Annotated in this window: 17 protein-coding genes, 1 pseudogene and 1 other annotated feature; of the genes and pseudogenes, 5 read left to right on the top strand and 13 right to left on the bottom strand. The window is 50.4% G+C overall.

The window, feature by feature from the left end; genetic code table 11:
• Positions 1-137: 137 nt before the first annotated feature.
• Together ACTCCX_RS04605 and ACTCCX_RS04600 are read right to left on the bottom strand one after the other, a co-directional pair.
• Positions 138-1,376 (bottom strand): peptidase U32 family protein, encoded by a 1,239-nt coding sequence (locus ACTCCX_RS04605; RefSeq protein WP_463274966.1) that lies wholly within the window; start codon positions 1,374-1,376, stop codon positions 138-140.
• Between the two features lie 34 nt (positions 1,377-1,410).
• Complete coding sequence (locus ACTCCX_RS04600; protein WP_463274965.1) at positions 1,411-2,331, bottom strand: peptidase U32 family protein; 921 nt, start codon at positions 2,329-2,331, stop codon at positions 1,411-1,413.
• A 249-nt stretch (positions 2,332-2,580) separates the two neighbouring features.
• Between ACTCCX_RS04600 and ACTCCX_RS04595 the strand changes: the two genes are divergently transcribed.
• On the top strand, positions 2,581-4,128 hold the full coding sequence (locus ACTCCX_RS04595) for an NAD(P)H-hydrate dehydratase (protein WP_463274964.1): 1,548 nt from the start codon (positions 2,581-2,583) through the stop codon (positions 4,126-4,128).
• Between the two features lie 177 nt (positions 4,129-4,305).
• Here ACTCCX_RS04595 and ACTCCX_RS04590 read toward each other — a convergent pair whose 3' ends face one another.
• Entirely contained in the window at positions 4,306-4,911 is a 606-nt protein-coding gene (locus ACTCCX_RS04590) for a cob(I)yrinic acid a,c-diamide adenosyltransferase (RefSeq protein ID WP_463274963.1), read from the bottom strand.
• 205 nt (positions 4,912-5,116) lie between these two features.
• Here ACTCCX_RS04590 and ACTCCX_RS04585 point away from each other — a divergent pair, with 205 nt between their 5' ends.
• Complete coding sequence (locus tag ACTCCX_RS04585) at positions 5,117-6,394, top strand: AI-2E family transporter (protein ID WP_463274962.1); 1,278 nt, start codon at positions 5,117-5,119, stop codon at positions 6,392-6,394.
• A 46-nt stretch (positions 6,395-6,440) separates the two neighbouring features.
• On the opposite strand, the gene ACTCCX_RS04580 is transcribed toward ACTCCX_RS04585, so the two are convergent.
• Entirely contained in the window at positions 6,441-7,436 is a 996-nt protein-coding gene (locus ACTCCX_RS04580) for a sodium:calcium antiporter (RefSeq protein WP_463274961.1), read from the bottom strand.
• A 37-nt stretch (positions 7,437-7,473) separates the two neighbouring features.
• Positions 7,474-8,196 (bottom strand): hypothetical protein, encoded by a 723-nt coding sequence (locus ACTCCX_RS04575; protein WP_463274960.1) that lies wholly within the window; start codon positions 8,194-8,196, stop codon positions 7,474-7,476.
• A 230-nt stretch (positions 8,197-8,426) separates the two neighbouring features.
• Here ACTCCX_RS04575 and ACTCCX_RS04570 point away from each other — a divergent pair, with 230 nt between their 5' ends.
• Positions 8,427-9,197 carry an NRDE family protein gene (locus ACTCCX_RS04570; RefSeq protein WP_463274959.1) on the top strand — a complete coding sequence of 257 codons (771 nt, stop codon included), beginning with the start codon at positions 8,427-8,429 and terminating at the stop codon, positions 9,195-9,197.
• A gap of 52 nt (positions 9,198-9,249) precedes the next feature.
• Here the strand turns inward: ACTCCX_RS04570 and gpmA are convergent.
• The 6 genes and pseudogenes from gpmA to trpD all read right to left on the bottom strand — a co-directional run.
• Positions 9,250-9,378 (bottom strand): annotated as a pseudogene (gene gpmA / locus ACTCCX_RS04565) (2,3-diphosphoglycerate-dependent phosphoglycerate mutase); the annotation flags it as partial.
• Complete coding sequence (gene trpA, locus ACTCCX_RS04560) at positions 9,369-10,145, bottom strand: tryptophan synthase subunit alpha (protein ID WP_463274958.1); 777 nt, start codon at positions 10,143-10,145, stop codon at positions 9,369-9,371. The pseudogene gpmA and the gene trpA, both read right to left, overlap by 10 nt.
• Positions 10,138-11,319, bottom strand: a complete 1,182-nt coding sequence (trpB, locus tag ACTCCX_RS04555) for a tryptophan synthase subunit beta (protein ID WP_463274957.1) — start codon at positions 11,317-11,319, stop codon at positions 10,138-10,140. The genes trpA and trpB overlap by 8 nt, the downstream gene beginning before the upstream one ends.
• Positions 11,316-11,927, bottom strand: a complete 612-nt coding sequence (locus ACTCCX_RS04550) for a phosphoribosylanthranilate isomerase (RefSeq protein ID WP_463274956.1) — start codon at positions 11,925-11,927, stop codon at positions 11,316-11,318. The genes trpB and ACTCCX_RS04550 overlap by 4 nt, the downstream gene beginning before the upstream one ends.
• A complete protein-coding gene (trpC, locus tag ACTCCX_RS04545) occupies positions 11,927-12,709 on the bottom strand; it encodes an indole-3-glycerol phosphate synthase TrpC (protein WP_463274955.1) in 783 nt (260 codons plus the stop codon). Before trpC ends, ACTCCX_RS04550 begins: the two co-directional genes overlap by 1 nt.
• Complete coding sequence (gene trpD, locus ACTCCX_RS04540; RefSeq protein ID WP_463274954.1) at positions 12,706-13,773, bottom strand: anthranilate phosphoribosyltransferase; 1,068 nt, start codon at positions 13,771-13,773, stop codon at positions 12,706-12,708. The genes trpC and trpD overlap by 4 nt, the downstream gene beginning before the upstream one ends.
• Before the next feature lie 52 nt (positions 13,774-13,825).
• Positions 13,826-14,068, bottom strand: a binding site (T-box leader).
• Positions 14,069-14,238: 170 nt separating this feature from the next.
• On the opposite strand from trpD, the gene ACTCCX_RS04535 reads away from it, so the two are divergent.
• Positions 14,239-14,748, top strand: a complete 510-nt coding sequence (locus ACTCCX_RS04535; protein ID WP_463274953.1) for a DNA-deoxyinosine glycosylase — start codon at positions 14,239-14,241, stop codon at positions 14,746-14,748.
• 58 nt (positions 14,749-14,806) lie between these two features.
• Here ACTCCX_RS04535 and ACTCCX_RS04530 read toward each other — a convergent pair whose 3' ends face one another.
• Positions 14,807-16,027: an MFS transporter gene (locus tag ACTCCX_RS04530; RefSeq protein ID WP_463274952.1), complete on the bottom strand. Its 1,221-nt coding sequence runs from the start codon at positions 16,025-16,027 to the stop codon at positions 14,807-14,809.
• A 570-nt stretch (positions 16,028-16,597) separates the two neighbouring features.
• Positions 16,598-17,878: an O-acetylhomoserine aminocarboxypropyltransferase/cysteine synthase family protein gene (locus ACTCCX_RS04525; protein WP_463274951.1), complete on the bottom strand. Its 1,281-nt coding sequence runs from the start codon at positions 17,876-17,878 to the stop codon at positions 16,598-16,600.
• Between the two features lie 513 nt (positions 17,879-18,391).
• Between ACTCCX_RS04525 and ACTCCX_RS04520 the strand changes: the two genes are divergently transcribed.
• The gene (locus ACTCCX_RS04520; protein ID WP_463274950.1) at positions 18,392-18,724 is read left to right on the top strand and encodes an iron-sulfur cluster biosynthesis family protein; all 333 of its coding nucleotides are present in this window, start codon (positions 18,392-18,394) and stop codon (positions 18,722-18,724) included.
• The last annotated feature ends 112 nt before the right edge of the window (positions 18,725-18,836 follow it).

The raw sequence follows: 18,836 nt of genomic DNA, 5'->3' as shown, positions 1-18,836 counted from the left end.
GACCCTCTCGGATCTACTTATTGTTGGCATTGCCGCAGCATGGCTGCTAGTTACTCCCTTACGGAAAAACTTCTATTCAGTTCTTAATTAATATAAACGGTAAGCCTGAAAAAAGCAAATCTAAAGGTTCCGCTTTTCTATTTTTTTTTGCGGATCATATCGAAGCGTTCTACCACGAAAGGAACTTTCATCTTCACGATCATCATGGCGTTAGGCGCACGGTCGATCGACTCATCCAGTTCGTTCCAGATGGCTTCGACAGTCAGTTTGTTGTGGCGCAGGCCCGGTCCGTAGAATTCGATTTCGTCACCGACACCGAAATTGTTCCGTTGCTGGATTGTCGCCATCTGCGTTTCCGGATCATACGCCATCACTTGGCCGACGAAACCGTAGCGCGGAATTTTACGGCGTTGGCCGAAGAGTTGCTCCTCTTCAGTCGGATCTTTGTAGAAGAAGCCGGTCGCCAATTCACGCTGCGCGACTTTCCACAATTCATCCACCCATTCCTGCTTCAGTTCGTAATGATCGGGATCGGCACAATAAGCATCTACTGCTTTGCGGTAGACGTTGACGACAGTCGACACATAGTGAATCGATTTCATACGGCCTTCGATTTTCAGGCTGTCGACGCCGCTCTCGATCAGGTCGGGCAGGTGCTCCAGCATTGACAGATCGACGGCGCTCATGGAGAATTTTTCTTCGATGCCTTCTTCGCCGGCACCTACAGGGTTCTGTTGCCCCAACAACGGCATATCGAACAGGCCGTATTTCCAACGGCAAGACTGCGCGCAGCCTCCGCGGTTAGCATCACGGTTCGACATGTGGTTGGAGAGGACACAACGGCCCGAATAGGAGATGCACATCGCCCCATGGACGAAGGCTTCGATTTCAACATCGGTCTTCTCGTTCATTTCCTGGATTTCTGCCATCGATACTTCACGGGCCAAAACGACACGCTCCAACCCTTCACTCGCCCAAAAATTGAGCGTCTGATAGTTGGTCGCGGAAGCCTGTGTCGACAAATGGATCGGCAAACCCGGTGCGTCGGTCACGGCGATTTCCATCAGCGCGGGATCCGAAATCAGGACCGCATCGATTCCGATATCGCGGATTGTGCGGAAGAATTCGCCTGCGCCTTCCTCGTTGCCTTCATGGGTGACCATATTCGCAGCGACATAGATCTTCGAACCGTGGCTATGCGCAAAAGCGACTGCTTCCGCCATTTCTTCATAGTCGAAATTCCCTGCGCGGCTGCGCAATCCATAGGCTTCTCCGCCGATATAGACGGCGTCAGCTCCGTAGTGGATAGCTGTCTTCAATTTTTCCAATGTTCCGCCCGGGGCCAAGACCTCGGGCTTCTTTGTTATTGTTCGCATGTGTGTACACTCTCTTTCTTTCAGTATCAAAGTATCAGACGACTTCGTTCGGATCCTTGGAATAGAATCCAGAATCCAGCTCACGGTTGGCGGGATGCAAAGCATGCAGTTCGGCATCCAAGCGTTCCGCCAGTTCTTCCGTCCAGACCCCTTCCGCGAAGGCTTCACGCGCCTCAACGAACAGTTTCGCTATCGCGACAAAATTTTCGCCCGGCGTGAACAAGCCATCCAGCATCCATTGCGAGACGCCGATAGCCGTCAGTTCGCCCAGATGCGGCAGCAGATCCAGGTCATTGTTGGCGAAGATGTGCGTCCCGTTGCGGTCCTGATAGATGGAATAATGGGAATCCACTTTTTTCGGCTCCGAAATGAACAACCCGCGCTCTTTGTTCACAGCTTCCTCTTTCTCGATGAAATTGAAATAATTTTCAAGCAAATTGCGTTTCGATTGATGGATGCAAGTGGCGCCGTACACCAATACTTCTACCGGCACCAATGCACCCGGGATCAGCTTCTTCATTTCCTCGAAAGGCACTTCGCGGGCCAGCACGGACCCGACCGCTCCTCTTTTCGCCCAGAAATTGATCTGCCCGCTTGAGGTCACCATGACTTGCGCATCATAACGGTAAGGGATGAACAGATCCTGTTCCCGCATCACGTGCACGACACCGGGGTCGCCCAACGTGATGGTGTCGACTTCCACCTCGCGCAGGAAAGCCAAATATTCGGCGACCTCATTGATCCGATCGTTGTGGAAGATCGCATTCACTGCGGCACTGACTTGTGCACCTTTTTCGTGCGCATAGGCGATGATTTCACGCTGTTCCTCTCTGGAGAAGGAGTACGGCAAACGCAGTCCGTATTCATCCTCGCCTATATAAATTATGTTAATACCGCAATCCACTAATTCCTTGGCTTGCGCGACTGACTCGGCTGTTGCAATCAGCTCGATCATCCTACATTCCTCCCTTATTCGAGTTCCTTGATAAGATTATCACATTACTTATAAAAAGTGAATGACTGTTTTCCCTAAGTTTTCAGAAAATTATCGTGCACAAGCGCTATGGTTTGTTAAAGCAATCATTTACATTTCGCCTTGCATAAAGCTATATTAGGCTTCCTGTATTCTTTCCCGCACTAAGAATGGTATAATGTCAAATGTGAAAATGGTATGACATCCACCAACCATCGGGAGGAACATCTAATGAAAAAACTTATCAACAGCCAACAAATGAAGAAAATCGACGCCTTTACGATCGATGAAATTGGCATTCCAGCCATGGTGCTGATGGAAAACGCAGCGAATCAAGTCGTAGCAGCCATGGAAGAGCGTATTTCAAGAGAGGACATCATCCTCGTGATCTGCGGTTCAGGCAACAACGGCGGCGACGGAATGGCAGCAGCCCGCATTTTGCTGAACCACGGTTTCCAAGTGGACGTATTTCTGATCGGCGACCGCAACAAATTGTCCGCGGAGTCAAAAAAACAACTCAACATCATCGAAAACTTGGACATGGTCATCTGGGATGACGTCAGCGAAATCAATTTCAAAGGCTATACTGTCTTGGTCGATGCGATTTTCGGCATCGGCTTGGACAGGCCGGCAGAAGGGAAATACGCGGATACCATCCGGCTTATGAACGAGTTCCATGGATACGTTTTTGCTGTCGATATTCCATCCGGCATCTCCGCCGACAATGGACAAGTGCTGGGTACAGCTGTTCGCGCGGATGTGACCATCACATTCGGGATCGAAAAAATTGGGCAATTGCTCTATCCCGGTTCTTTGCACACAGGAAAGCTGATTGTCAGTGATATCGGGTTTCCGCCAAGCGCCATGGATGTCATTTCTTCGAATGTGCTGTTCTACGAAGAGAGCGATCTTTTTTCGCTGCCGAGGCGCGCGGCGTATTCGAACAAAGGCACTTACGGTAGGGTCGTGATTATCGCCGGCTCCGCAAACATGAGCGGAGCTGCCTTCCTTTCGGCAAAAGCCGCCTACCGTACGGGCGCAGGTCTGGTCCACATCGTCACGCCGGAGGAGAACCGTACCATCCTTCAGATGCAACTGCCTGAAGCCATCCTGACGACTTATCAACCGGACGGAGTGGATAAAGAGAGCGAACACCAGAAAATCATCGCGGCGGTTTCCTGCGCCGATGCAATCGTGCTCGGACCCGGAATCGGGAAGTCCGATGCAGCCCGCGCGGTGGTCGATTTGGTCCTCGAAAACAGCCAGATTCCTGTGATCATCGATGCGGATGCTCTGAATATCCTTTCCGATCGCTTCAGCGAAGTCTCTTTGGCAGGGAGCAATTCCCGTTCCCGCATCAGCACAGTGGCACAGTCCGTTCCGGCGGGAAGCATCCTTACCCCTCACTTGAAGGAATTGGCGCGGCTTTTGGATAAGGATCTGGCGGAAATAAAAGCGGATCTTTTGGGAACTGCCGATTTTTGCACGGCTGATGCGGATTTGACTTTTGTCATGAAGGATGCCCGGACAGTCGTGGCCCACCAGGACGAGCGTTTCATCAACGCGACCGGCAATAACGGCATGGCGACAGGCGGTTCGGGCGATGCCCTGACCGGCATCATCGCCGGCTTGTTGGCTCAAGGATTGGCTCCTTCCGAAGCAGCCAAATTGGGTGTCTACATCCACGGTTTGGCGGGCGATATCGCAGCCCAGGAAAAATCCGAATACAGCTTGATGGCTTCGGATCTCATCGAAGCCTTGCCGGCGGTATTACGCTGACTTTTCAACTTATTATAAGAAAAGCTGAACGGGTTCGTTCAGGCCTGAATAAACAAAACACACAAACAACCCGGCAGCGTATATACCGGATTGTTTGTGTGTTTTTGATTTGAGCAATGTGTGAATGTTCTCTCGTGGGCTCCGCCCGGAGGAAAAAATGATTCCTGGCCGCATCTTTTATTCGGGTTTCGTCTTGGGACTGTCCTTATCTCGTGAAATCCGGAACACTTTTTCGCTGCGCTCATACGGCACGTCGGGAACGCCTTTGCGGGAATTGGCGACCCGGGCCACGACAAACAGGTAATCCGAAAGGCGGTTGATGAATTTCAGAACATACGGATTCACTTCATCCGGTTCCGCCTCCATGAAGGAGACGATCCGGCGCTCTGCGTCACGGGTCGTCGTCCGCAAAATATGGAACCAGCTTGCCAGTTCCGTCCCGCCCGGTATGATGAAGTACTGGGTTTCCTCCGGCTCTTCGCTGTAGCCGTCGATTTTTTGCTCCAGCCAATCGATATGATCCTGCACGAGCTTATATTCCCGGTGACCTTTCGGTATCGACAGATCCGAGGAACAATCGAATAGGAACTGTTGGATGAGCGCCATATCCTCCTGGATGTCCGCGCCGCAATCATTCTTCGTGCGGACCAGCCCGAACCATGAGTTCAGACCATCCAACGCGCCGAATGCTTCAATTCTTTCGGCATTTTTCGGAAGTGCTTTTCCGCCTCCGATGCGGGTATTGCCTTTGTCGCCGGTGCGTGTATAGATGCTGTATTTCATATATTGCCTCCTCTAGTGCCGTTGTTTACTCTGTCATTTTATCACATTTCGTTCAGGACCCCCTACCGAACGATTGCACGACAGAATTTCAGAATTAAGACCTTTGCAGTATGGCATTCAAGCGGAACTCTGGTAAACTTAAAGCAGAAAACCGTTATGCCGAAGCATCGATCCGCTCCAATCACGGCATAAGAAAGGACAGCACATGCAAAAAAAAGAAACGAGAATAACAATACCTGAAGATACGCGCCTCATCTCTTTTTTGGGCGGCAAGACGATCCTTTACATCCTGTCCGTCCTGATTTTATCCGGCGTGCTTATCTTCACGATGGACACCATTTCATTCATCTTCAAACCTTTGCAGGTCATTTTTTCAACTATCGTAGCACCGGTTATTTTAGCAATTGTCTTCTATTATATTTTCAATCCGATGGTGACTTTTCTTGAACGGAGAGGAGCCAACCGCGGAATGGCGACATCGCTTGTTTTTGTACTCTTCATACTGATGTTGGTCTATGGGGTTGGCCTGTTGGTTCCGATATTATCCAGCCAACTGACCAATCTGGTCAATGAATTTCCTACCTACATCGAACAGATGAATGCTTTTTTCGACAGACTGCTCGCGAACAGCACCTTTAAGGACTATTATGAACAGGCGCAAAATTGGTTGGACAGCACAGTTGGCAGTATCCCTGAGATGATTCTGGCCTGGATCGGCAACTCCAGCGAAAAAATCATGAACATCTTTTCCACCATTTCGAGCGTAGTGGTTGTGACGGTCACTTTTCCGGTCATCCTTTTCTTTATGCTGAAGGATCAAGGGAAATTCAAACCGTTTGTCATGAACAACATCCCGCCTGTGTTCCGCGCTGATATCGAAAAGATATCCAGACAAATGTCGCTTCAGGTCGGTTCCTATGTCCAAGGCCAGCTGCTCGTCGCTTTGAGTCTGGGTGCTTTGCTGATAGTCGGTTATCTGATCATCGGCTTGGATTACGCCTTCGTCCTTGCATTGATCGCTACCTTGACGGCGGTCATCCCTTTCATCGGTGCCACAATCGGAGTCATCCCGGCTTTGTTCGTCGCGGCATTCACCTCACCGGCCATGCTCCTGAAAATGGCCGTCGTATGGGCCTTAGCACAATTCATCCAAGGCAACATCATCGAGCCGAGCATCATGGGCCGCAATCTGAAGATGCACCCGCTGACGATCATCATCGTTTTACTAATCATGGGCAATCTGCTCGGTTTTATCGGGATGATTTTAGGAGTTCCCCTTTTCGCGATGCTGAAAATCCTGCTCGAACACGTGCTTGAGAAGTTCAAGCAGCGCTACAACCGTTACTTCGGTGATGTTGCCGGATCTTTCGAGTTAGCTGAGGAAGAGCCTATTTTAGTGAACGGCTCCACACCAGTCAAGGATTTCGCGACTGTTGATGTGGCACGGGATGTTCCGGAAAATGAAACCGATACAGAAAAATGAAGTAAGAAAAGGTTCGAGATCCTTTCGGGGATCACGAACCTTTTTTCTATAAGAAATAGTTCCATATCAGATACAGGAGATAGAACAAAATCAAGATCCGCCCTTCTTTTCTGCTGATGACGTCGCGTTTGTTGTTGTAGGAAAAAAATCCCAAAACAGCCAGCAGAATAGCCAAAGCCGGGAAATGGATCTGATAGAAATCCGGACTGACAACCATTCCTCCCGGTGTCAATCCTAAAGCCACCCCCAGAACGAACAAAGTATTCAATAGGTTGGACCCCATGATGTTCCCCATGGCCAATGCGCCGTAGCCTTTCTTAACGGATACGATGGTCGTACTGATTTCCGGCAATCCGGTCCCAAAGGCAACTACAGTGGAAGCGATGATCGAATCCGGGATACCAATCCGGGCAGCTCCTATTTCAACTGTGCTCACCAATACAGTAGCGCTCGCAATGACGAAGCCTGAGCTGACGAGTAGCTTGATGAGTTTAATCAGAATAGGCGCGCCTTTTTCTTTGTCTTCTTCTATGATAGCCTCTTGACCGGACTTCTTTCCTTCCCGGACTGTCCAATAGAAGTAAACCGGCGTCAATAACAGGAAGAATATTCCGAGCCACTGCGGTATCTTCCCTTGCCCGTCCGCATGAAAGATAGGCAGGGATGAGAGGATCAACAATAGTGACAGTCCCACCAAAACAGTGTGTTTATGCGCTGTTTTCCGGTTGACGGGTATGCTTCCGTAAAGCGCGCCGATTCCCAGAATGAAGCTGGTGTTCACGAACGTCGATCCGATCACATTTCCCAAAGCCAGAATGCCGTTACCATTTAAGGACGAAGAAATCGCTACCGCCAGCTCCGGCAACGATGTTCCCAACGAAACAATCGTTGCACCAATCACCAGCTGGGACATCCCCCATTCCAATGAGAGCGAAACAGCCTCATCCACCAAGATATCCGTTGCCTTGGACAGCATCCAAATACAGAGGATCAGCACTGCCGTCAGTACATAACCATTTGCTTGCTCCAATAGCAGCACCATATTCCTCCACTCCCTTTCTTATAGCTGATTTTTCCAATCAATAAGAGATTTCTTGGTAATCTGACGGGATTTCAAAAGCATCCTCCGACACGTTATCGGACAATTCAATGATTTCCATGACCGATTCGAAGTCTTCATCGATTGTTTTGATTTTTTTTAGGTCTGAGCCATCAAAATAGTAGAAGATTTGCGTGCCGCTGGCCGTGCGGTATTCTTCGTATACCAGTCCGTCTTCTTTACCACTGCCGACGTAAGTGATATCCTCCACATCGACAGGTTCGCTTGCTTCCGGGATTTCCGGCAGGGTTTCTTCTCCTTCAGTCATTGTCTGAGGCATAACAATCACCGTTTTGCTGGCATGATCGATCATGTAGATATTGCCGTCCATCATCACCATTACCGTATCTGTCTCTGCAGCTTTTGAATGCATCGCGGTCCTGTCTCCTGAGACAGTCATCATCGTTTCGGACTCCATCATTTCGCCTTCAAATGTTGTCGTGGAGCGGAAAGCCATATAGTAGTTGCCGCTTTCCATAATTTCTATATAGCTTTTTGATAATTTGCCGAGACGATCACCGACTTCCGTGGATTCCCCCGATGCCGCTTCCGTCTCGCTGCTCGCTGTACTAGCTGCCATGCTGCTCTCTGCAATCGTTTGAGATGAACTTTCTTCTTCAGATGTTTCCTGCGCTTGGTTGCAACTTGCCAGAAAAAGACTGATCAGCAGAACTGTCCAATATTTTTTTCTATCCTTCAGCATCCTAAACAACCCCTTCGAATAGTGTTGACCCTGTCGCTGCATGTACGATTGGCGCGGCGGATTTACTGTCAACCTTATTATAGCGCATATCCAGCGTGTTTTGAAATTTTGGAATAAGCAAGTCAAGCTGCATTCAGCGGGCCTTGCCCGGTGCGAGTGCTTCATTTCAGTCTTCTAGAATCCGCATGCTATACTAAACAAAAGAACAACATCTTACTGGAGGAATACCTATGTGTCTGATTTCAATGCAACTCCGCCAGCACGCATCGTACAAATTGATTCTCGTGGCCAATCGTGACGAGCAATATGGCCGGCCATCATTGCCTGCACATTTCTGGACGGATCATCCTGATCTGTTGGCCGGGAAAGACTTGAGCAAACACGGCACTTGGCTCGGGATCACCAAACAAGGCCGGATTGCCGCCGTGACCAATAGTTATTTGACAACCGATCAGGAGTCCGACAAAAAACTTTCCCGCGGCAACCTCGTGATGGATTACCTAACCGGCAGCATGGACCCTAACGCGTATTTGGAGCAGGTAAGGCAACAGCGTTCCGACTACAACGGCTTCAATCTGATCATCGGTTCAAGCGACCGACTCCATCATTACAACAACATTTTGGACGAGTACAGCATCCTTCAAATAGGCAACCACGCCGTCAGCAATGCTACGCTCGATACGCCATGGCCGAAAGTTACCCTAACAAAAGCAGCCGTGGCCGAACTGGCTTCTTCATCACTGCTGGACGAAGAGGCCATCTTCCGTATCATGGCGGACCGGACGCCACCGCCGGATGACCAACTGCCTGATTTGCCGCTGCCATTGCAGATCAAACGCGCAGTGTCCGCAAATTTCATCCAGACCGAACGCTACGGTACCCGCTCCACGACTCTGATCCTCATCGACCATTCCGATCAAGTGACTTTTGTGGAAAGATCCTACCTGCCGAATGGGACCGCAAATGATGTCCGTTTCAACTTTAAATTACTGGCTGAATAAAAATGATGCAAAAAAACGCGACCGGGAATCGGAATCCCGGCCGCATTTTTTATTAGAGGTAATATTTCCTGATGAGCATCAGGTCATCATTCAGCTCAGAGACTGCTGTTTGTCCGGTAGCGAATTCCAGCTGCATGATTTCATCATCGGTTATATCCTCAATGTCCTTGCTCAGCGCCCGCTACGGATCGCCCCCACCATCTCAGCGACGAAGGCTCCGACCGGTTTGGGAGAATCTTTCCCGTATTTTTCCATGATATTGATGATCGCGGAACCGATGATGACGCCGTCCCCGACTTCGCTCATGGCTTTGGCTTGTTGCGCGTTGGAAATCCCAAAGCCGATGGCGCAAGGGATATCACTGACTTTACGGATTTCTGCCAAAATACTGCCGATATCGGTCGTGATGTCGCTGCGGACGCCGGTGACACCCAACGAAGATACGACGTACAGGAAGCCTTCCGCTTCCTTGGCGATCGTGGCGATCCTTTCTGCGGAAGAAGGTGCCACCATGGAAATATAGGTGATGCCATGTTCCCGGCAAGCTTCTTGGATGAAGCCTTTCTCTTCGAACGGAACATCCGGGATGATGACACCATCGACGCCGACCTCCTTGCAGCGCGCCATGAATTTATCGATGCCGTAGACGAACACCGGGTTGATGTAGGTCATGAAGACGAAAGGCGTGTCGATTTCGGTGCGCAACTCTGCGACCATCCGGAAAATATCGTCCGTATTGATGCCGTTCGCCAAAGCCCGCTCGTCCGCTTTCTGGATGGCAGGACCTTCAGCAACCGGATCGGAGAACGGGATGCCGATTTCGACGATGTCCGCTCCATTCGCAACGATTTCCCTGATCAGTTCTTTCGTGGTTTCCAGATCGGGATCGCCCGCCGTCACGAAAGGGATGAATGCCTTGTGCTTGAAGGCAGCTGTGATTTTATTCATGTATGTCCACTCCTTTGTATCTTGCGATTGCTGCAACGTCCTTGTCGCCGCGGCCCGATAGACAAATGACGATGATTTTTTCAGGATCCAACGTCGGTGCCAAATCCATTGCGTGCGCGATCGCATGCGAACTTTCGATGGCCGGGATGATCCCTTCCATCCGCGCCAGGTATTCAAAGGCGGCGACAGCTTCATCATCAGTCACTGATACGTACTCGGCGCGGCCGCGGTCATATAGATCCGCGTGTTCAGGCCCGATGCCCGGGTAGTCCAAACCTGCCGAAATCGAATAAACAGGAGCGATCTGGCCGTATTCATCCTGGCAGAAATAGGATTTCATACCGTGGAAAATGCCCGGCGTACCGGTCGCAATCGTCGCGGCCGTGTCTTGCGTGTGGATGCCTCTGCCGGCAGCTTCGCAGCCTATCAGCCGCACGCTTTCATCGCCGATGAAGTCGTAGAAAGTACCGATTGCATTCGAACCGCCGCCGACGCAAGCCATTACAACATCCGGCAGCTTGCCTTCCGCCTGGGCCATCTGAGCTTTGGTCTCTTCCCCGATGATTTTCTGGAAATCGCGGACCATTGTCGGGAATGGATGCGGACCCATGACCGATCCGATGCAGTAATGCGACTCTTCAAACGTGGAAGCCCAATCCTTCATCGCTTCGTTGACCGCGTCCTTGAGGGTGGCGGTGCCGCTTGTCACGGGAATCACTTTCGTGCCCAACAATTCCATCCGGAACACGTTTAAGGCTTGGCGCTGGGTGTCCTCTTCGCCCATGTAGACGACGCACTCCATGTCCAAAAGCGCAGCTGCCGTTGCGGTTGCCACGCCATGCTGGCCGGCGCCAGTCTCCGCGATGATCCTCTTCTTGCCCATCTTTTTGGCCAACAATACTTGGCCGAGCGCATTGTTGATTTTATGCGAACCTGTATGATTCAGATCTTCGCGTTTAAGGTAGACTTTCGCCCCGCCCAGGTTCTTCGTCATCTTTTCCGCGAAATAGAGGCGGGATGGCCGGCCTGCATAATTGTCCAACAGATCGTTCAATTCTTTTTTGAAGTCCGGATCCTCTTTGAATCGGAAAAAAGCTTCCGACAGTTCCAAGCAAGCGTTCATCAACGTTTCGGGAATGAACTGTCCCCCGTGTGCTCCGAAATAACTTGTCATTTTTTTGACCTCCCAATGATTTTCATTACTGCTTTGATTTTTTCCAAATCCTTCACACCGTCTGTTTCGACGCCGCTCGAGATGTCCACTGCGTATGGCTGCACCTGACGGATGGCTGCTTCGAGGTTGCCTGCATGCAGGCCGCCAGCCAGGAAGAACGGGTGCGTTGCTTCGCTAAGCAAATCCCAGTTGAATGTCTTACCGGTCCCACCTGCCACGCCGCTCTGGTACGTGTCATAGAGGAGGATATCGGCAGCGTATTCCTTCTTGACATCAGCGGCGTCCTTGACCGCTATCGCTTTGATGACCGGAAGTGTGATCCGTTTGCCCAACTCTTCTATATATGTGTTATCCTCATCGCCATGGAGCTGCACGATCTGGATCGCCCGGCTTTCCACGATGGAGACGATATTCTCGATCGGTTCGTTGACGAAGACTCCGACTGCCGGAATGGCATCAATCAAGACTTCCCTGATTTCCAGCGCCTGTTGCAATGAAATCTGGCGCTTGCTGGGTGCGAAAATGAAGCCTGCAAAATCTGGGCGCAGTTCATTCAGCATTTCAGCATCCTCGATTCGTTTCAATCCGCAGATTTTCACCTTGACCATCAGCCGATTCCCCGCAGGCCGTCCAGCATACCTTTTTTGTCAGGCGAAACCATCATCGTTTCTCCGATCAGGATGGCATCGACGTTCCCCGCTTCCAATTCGATGACTTGCTGTCTTCCCGAGATGCCGCTTTCAGCCACGAAAAGGATGTCATCCGGAACCAGTGCGCGCAGCCTGATGGACTGCTGGATATCCACTTTGAAGGTCTTCAGATCACGATTGTTGACGCCGATGATTTTCGGGTTCGTCCGCAGCGCTTTCAGGAGTTCTTCTTCGGTATGGGCTTCCACCAAGGCAGAAAGCCCCAGTTCGCGGGCCAATCGTTGGAAAGCATCCAACTCATCTTCCGTCAGGATTGTCGCAATCAATAACACGGCATCCGCGCCGATGACTTTAGCCTCATAGATCTGGTAGGCATCGACGATGAAATCCTTGCGGATGACCGGAAGCGATACCGCTTGTTTTATCTCCGTCAGGAAACGATTTTCGCCTTGGAAAAAGTCGGGCTCGGTCAATACCGAAATTGCGGATGCCCCCGCTGCCTCGTAGGCTTTGGCGATTTCGAGGTATGGGAAATCCGCCACAATCACGCCTTTCGAAGGGGATGCCTTCTTGCATTCGCAGATGAAGCGGATCCCTTCGCCTGTCAGGGCCTTTTCGAATGGAAAATCCTGGTTGATGGGCAAGGCCAAGGCGGCTTGCTTCATTTTTTCCAATGGGATGGCTTGTTGGGCTTTTTCCACGCGCACCTTTGTCGCTGCTATGATGTCATCCAATATCATTTTGTCGCCTCCTGTGATGCTTTGATGAATTGCTGCAGTTTTTCCAGGGCCGCTCCGTTGTCGATCAATTCGGCTGCGCGTTTGATGCCGTCAGCGATCGAATACCCGTCATTAGCCAAATAGATGGCCATGCCTGCGTTCAGCAGCACGGTGTCGCGCTTCGGCCCTTTTTCACCGCGCAAGATAGCCAAAGCGATTTCGGCATTTTCGGCCGGTTCTCCGCCTACCAGATCCTCGTTCGTACAGTACTTGAAACCATAGTCTATCGGATCGAATGTGAAGTGGGTGACCTTGCCCTCGCGGAGCTCTGCAACTTCCGATGTTGTGGTCAATGTGATCTCGTCCAATCCGTCATTGCCGCCGAACACCAAAGCCCGTTCCATCTGCAGTTGGTTCAGCACCTCGGCCATCGTGTCCACCAGTGCGACATCATAAACGCCGAGCAGTTGCATGTTCGCATTCGCTGGGTTCGCCAATGGCCCGAGGACATTGAAGATCGTCCGGACGCCCATTTCTTTCCTTACGGGTGCCGCATGTTTCATCGATGGATGGTATTTTTGGGCGTACATGAAGCACATGCCGATTTCCTCCAACATGTCTTCACTGTGCTGCGCGCTGGCTTCGATGTTCACGCCCAATTCTTCCAGCACATCCGCGCTTCCACATTTGCTCGATGAGCTGCGGTTGCCGTGTTTCGCCACCGGGATCCCTGCGGCTGCGATGACAAAGGAGGAGACTGTTGAGATGTTGAAGGTGAAGGCTTGATCGCCGCCGGTTCCGACAATGTCCAATGCCGTCGTCTTCGTCTGCACCTTATTCGAAAAATCCCGCATCACTTCAGCGGAAGCACTGATTTCTCCGGCCGTCTCGCCTTTCATCCGCATAGCTGTCAGATAAGCCGCGATCTGGACCGGGCTGGCTTGACCGCTCATGATCTGCTGCATGATCGTTTTCGTCAATTGCGGAGAGAGTTCTTCTTTTTTCACCAGTTTGTCGATTGCGGCTTTCATGCTGTCTTCCGGAAGTATCTGTTCAGTCTGTTTCGTTGCTTTTATCTCTAACATTTCATTCACCTCATCATTTTTTGTGTACAAAAAAAAGCCCTTGTCCCCCTTTTAAAGGGACAAGAGCTTATAATCTCCTGCGATACCACCCAAATTGACGATAAAAAACGCCCACTCGTTCACATACCAACATATGTGCCTGTCTGTTAACGGATCAGGTTCCCCGTTTGCCCCTACTCTTTTCAAGGCAACCCTCTCAAGTCCATTCGGCATCCCCTAAGCTATCGCACTCTCACTGGCGGCGACTCTCTGGAAACAAGGTGTGATGCGTACTCCTCTTGATTATCGGTTTGATTAGATGGAAATGATTTTTCTAACGATTTCTTAATGTTGGGATTATTTTAACGCATCGTTATCCTTTCGTCAACTGTTTTCTTAAAAAAAGAGGCAAGCCTGAATGTTTCCTGCTCCGGCGCGCTTTTGGTAAAATGATAGGGAAACTGACTGCGAAAGGGTGCGATCCGTATGCAACAAACCGCCAGATTATACTCGATGCCGCCTGTCATCGACCCGCATGCCAAGGTCCTGATCTTGGGATCGATGCCCGGAGTGAAATCATTGGAGGCACAACACTATTACGGGAATCCGCGGAACCATTTTTGGGAAATCATCTTCTCCATCCTCGGGGAAACGGATCCGCTGGACTATTCCGAGCGCCTGTCGCTGCTGAAGCGGCATCACGTCGCCCTCTGGGATGTGATCCACTCCTGTTACCGCGAAGGCAGCCTCGATTCGGCCATCAAAGCGGAGCAGCCGAACGATCTGAACGGCCTTCTGCGCGATCATCCCCAGATCAGGGCCATCGCCTTCAACGGCGGGAAGGCTTACCGGAGCTACAAAAAGCACTTCGGTCTGGATGAAGAATCCGGATTGGTTTACATGCCGCTTCCCTCGACCAGCCCGATGCGCGGCAAACATGTCAAAACATTGCCGGAAAAGATGGAAGCCTGGTCGGTGCTGAAAAAATATTTATGACGAAAAAGAGCCTGCTGCCGAAAAATGTATCCCGGCAGCAGGCTCTTTTTGTATTCATTTAACCGCGGGAGCGGATCCGGTTTATTGCGATTGTCGCAAAGCTGCCTCCGACCAGTATGATGGCCAACGCCATCAGCAAATAGGCGATCCGGAAATCCAACAGATTGATGACACCACCAATCACCGGGAAAAGGATGATCATGCAGAGACTGTAGGCCATGCTGTTCGCGCTCAAAAGCGTCGCCCTTTCTTCGGAAGGGATCAACTGATTGATGTAGGCGTTCGCAATCGTCGGTGACACCGCGGAAAAAATGATCGAAAGCACAAATCCACCAAATATCAGCAGCCGATTTCCCGATGCCGAGAGGAGCAACGCCAACGAAACAACTGCGGGAAAGACATAAGGAATCCGTTTTTTTTGGAGTTTCTGCTCGATGGCTGGTGAAAATTTTGCTCCGAAGATACCGAACAGGGCAGCAGCAAACAGATAAAAACTCGTAGCCTTGCCGTTGTAGCCCAGCACCGACAGGTAGTTCTGGAAATAGAAATAATAAGTCGCTGCAAAGCTGTCCAGCAGGGCAAAAAACAGGATCCAGCCCCGGAGCTCTTTATGCCGCTTCAGCAACCGCCAGGCATTCCCCAGTATCCGGGTGTAGGACTGCCCCACTTTTTCGGAAAATCCAACTGTTTCACTCACTTGTAAACTTGGTCCCTTGACTGGCTCTACCATGCGGGAAATCAGGAACATATTCAGTATGCAGAGCAGGATATTGACCATATAGACGGCCGGGAAAAAAGCATCGGCCAAAATACCGGCAAGGATCACGCCACTTTGGGCACTGATTTCGATCAGGAAATTGATGTGGGCCAGCTTGTCCAGATAGCCGCTCTCCTCTTCCAACCCCTTCATGCTTTCGAAGACCAGCGCTTCGTAGGTCCCCGAGTTGAAATTGTAGGAAAGCGCCGAGAACGCGAACGCAATCGCAAAATGAGAGAAACTCTGACCATAGATCATCCCGATCGAGCTGATGATGGCCATCACTTTCCCGAACAGCAGGATTTTTTTGTAGCCGAACCGGTCCGCCAAAGCCCCTGACGGCACCTCGAAGACAAAACTAGTGATATGAAAGATGGCCTCAAGAAAGCCTATCTGTACCAAGCTCATCCCTTTGAACGAGCTCAAATAGAGGAGCCATAACGAGGTGATGCCGAAGTATTGGATGAAGGCATATTTTTTCGCCAGTGAAATATTGTTATGCAATGATGTGTGATTTTCCATTTGAAAGTCCCTTCTTTTCTTGCACAAAAATAGCTATGGGAGGCCCCATAGCCGGACTTATCGCTTGATTCAGGATAAGCAGCAAGAAGCGTATTGTTGTCTGAATTTTTTTGATTTTTGGGCAGACTCCGCCCCTTGAATAGCCACATCGGAAAAAATACCATGCATCAAGGTCAAAAAAATCCGCAATTTCGCTCTCATAACCGCTCTCCTTTCTTCGTAATCATCACTAGGAACAGTATAGCATTCCATCTTTTTGGCCGCAATCAATAGCCGAAGAGCCCGAAACCGTCTCATTTGCGGACAGTTCCGGGCTTTTCGCATGTATGCTCTGATATGTGGATGGTACCTGAACTCTGGCTGGCAACTGCGGTCAGGATGAAAGCCCCGGTATAAGGCCGTTCCTCCGGTGTGGTTGCCGTTAATCGGAAGACACCGGATAATTTCGGCCTCAACTCCGACTAAAGTGCGCTCATCGGAGAACACACCTTGAAATGTTGCCCGAACTCCGGCGAAGCCTCCGTTCACCGGAGGAGCCGCGCGGTGCCTGATTTTCCGGAAATATCTGGATCAAATCTGCGCGAAAGCCTGATCCAGATCAGCGATGATGTCGTCGGCATTTTCGATCCCGATGGACAGACGGATCATGTCCCCGGAAACACCGGCAGCAATAAGGTCTTCCTCGCTCAATTGCGCGTGGGTCGTGCTGGCCGGATGGATGACCAAAGATTTCGCATCGGCAACGTTCGCAAGCAGCGAGAACAACTCCAGTTTGTCGATCCACTCGATGCCGGCTTGTTTGCCGCCCTCGATGCCGAAAGTGAAGATCGAACCGGCGCCTTTAGGGAAGTATTTGTCGGCTAAAGGCTTGTACTTGCTTTCCGGCAATTCCGGATAATTTACCCAGGATACTTTCGGGTGGTTCGCCAGATAAGCGACAACCTTGCGGGTATTTTCGACATGACGTTCGACGCGCAATGACAAAGTTTCGATCCCCTGCAGCAACAGGAAGGAATCGATCGGTCCGATACAGGCTCCCGTATCACGCAGCAATTGCACACGGATTTTGGTCGTGAACGCTCCCGGTCCCAAATCCGTATAGACCAACCCGTTGTAATGCGCATCCGGCGTTGTGAAGCCAGGGTATCTTCCACTGGCGGCAAAATCGAATTTACCGGATTCTACTATGACACCGCCCATTGTTGTGCCATGTCCACCCAGGAATTTAGTGGCGGAATGGACTACCACATCGGCACCGAATTCGAATGGACGGATCAGGTAAGGCGTACCGAACGTGTTATCCACGATCAAAATGATGCCATGGCTATGCGCGATTTCAGCGACCTTTTCGATATCAATCAGGTTCGTGCTCGGGTTTCCGATCGATTCGATAAAGATGGCTTTCGTCTTTTCCGTGATGGCTGCTTCGAAGTTAGCCGTATCTTCCGGATCGATGAATGTTGTTTTGATGCCCAAATTAGGCAAGGTCGCGCTGAAAAGATTATAGGTTCCACCATAAAGCGTGCTGGCAGCGACGATTTCATCGCCCGCATTCGCCACGTTCAGGATGGCGTACGTGATTGCAGCCGAACCTGAAGCGACCGTGACCGCGGAGGTGCCGCCCTCAAGCGCTGCCACCCGCGCGTCCACGACTGCGGTGGTAGGGTTCGTCAAACGCGTGTAGACATTTCCGGCATCCGTCAAAGCGAAACGGCCGGCAGCCTGTTCCGCGCTGTCGAAGACGAAAGCAGTCGTTTGGTAAATCGGTACCGCACGGGCTCCGGTAACGGGGTCTGGGGCTTGGCCTGCGTGTACTTGCAACGTTTCAAAACTGTAATTTTTCTCTGTCATTTGTCATCTTTCCCTTCTGGTTTTTGATTTATTCTTGCATAGCAGTTGCTCATTGTGTCATTGCCGATTAGCCGAGGTTGCTTCTGGTCATTCTCATATTTTGCATAAAGCAAAAAAGCCCTCGTCCCTATATTCCAACTGTTTGAAATACAGGGACGAAAGCTCTTCGTGTTACCACCCATGTTCGTAAGGACCTCGCGATCCATACCTTAAAAAGTACGCAAGCTCCCGCTTGTTATACTTTTGTGCGTTATCGTGCACAAACCGAAGCAACACTATCCGCATTGCTTTGCTCCGAGACCATCTTCGCTTTTTTTCATCATACCCCTTTTCACCTACCGGGGCTCTCTGGAATGACAATCGAAAGGTACTCTCCTCTTCATCGCTCTTCTATTAAAATTTAATTAAATATAGCATCTGTTTCTCACCTTGTCAAACATTTTTATCGGCTTGAGCATATTGGATTTATTTCACGAAGACATACTCTATAATTAACACAAGAGGTGATTTAAAATGAAACTGACATTCACATTGAATGCCATGCAACGACTGACAAAATTGGGGATGGCCGAGGAACTCTCATTATATATGAGCACCATCTACGGCTGCGGCGGACCGGACAGCAGTATGTTCGCGATCCGTGCGTATGATATGCAAAACCCGAACTATGACACCGTATTGGACACTAACTTCGGCTTGGTAAAAGCCACTAAGGACAGCCTGCAGCAATTGGATGAAGACAACATCATCGACTTCAACGAAAGCAACTTTTCTTTTGTCCTGAAAAGCGAACGTGGCCTGCTGAACCCGCACATGAACTACGAAAATATGAAGTTGAAAGATTGATAAAACGGCAGGTGTGGACTGGATGCGATTGGCAATCAGAATTCAGAAAAAATGCTCAGTGAGGCAGGCCAAATTGTCGAATAGCTAGGGTAGATCCGACGATTCGATTCCC

It is taken from the genome of Trichococcus sp., from assembly GCF_055118575.1.
The sequence above is the reverse complement of the archived record's forward strand: the minus strand, read 5'-3'. Positions and strand labels throughout refer to the sequence as shown.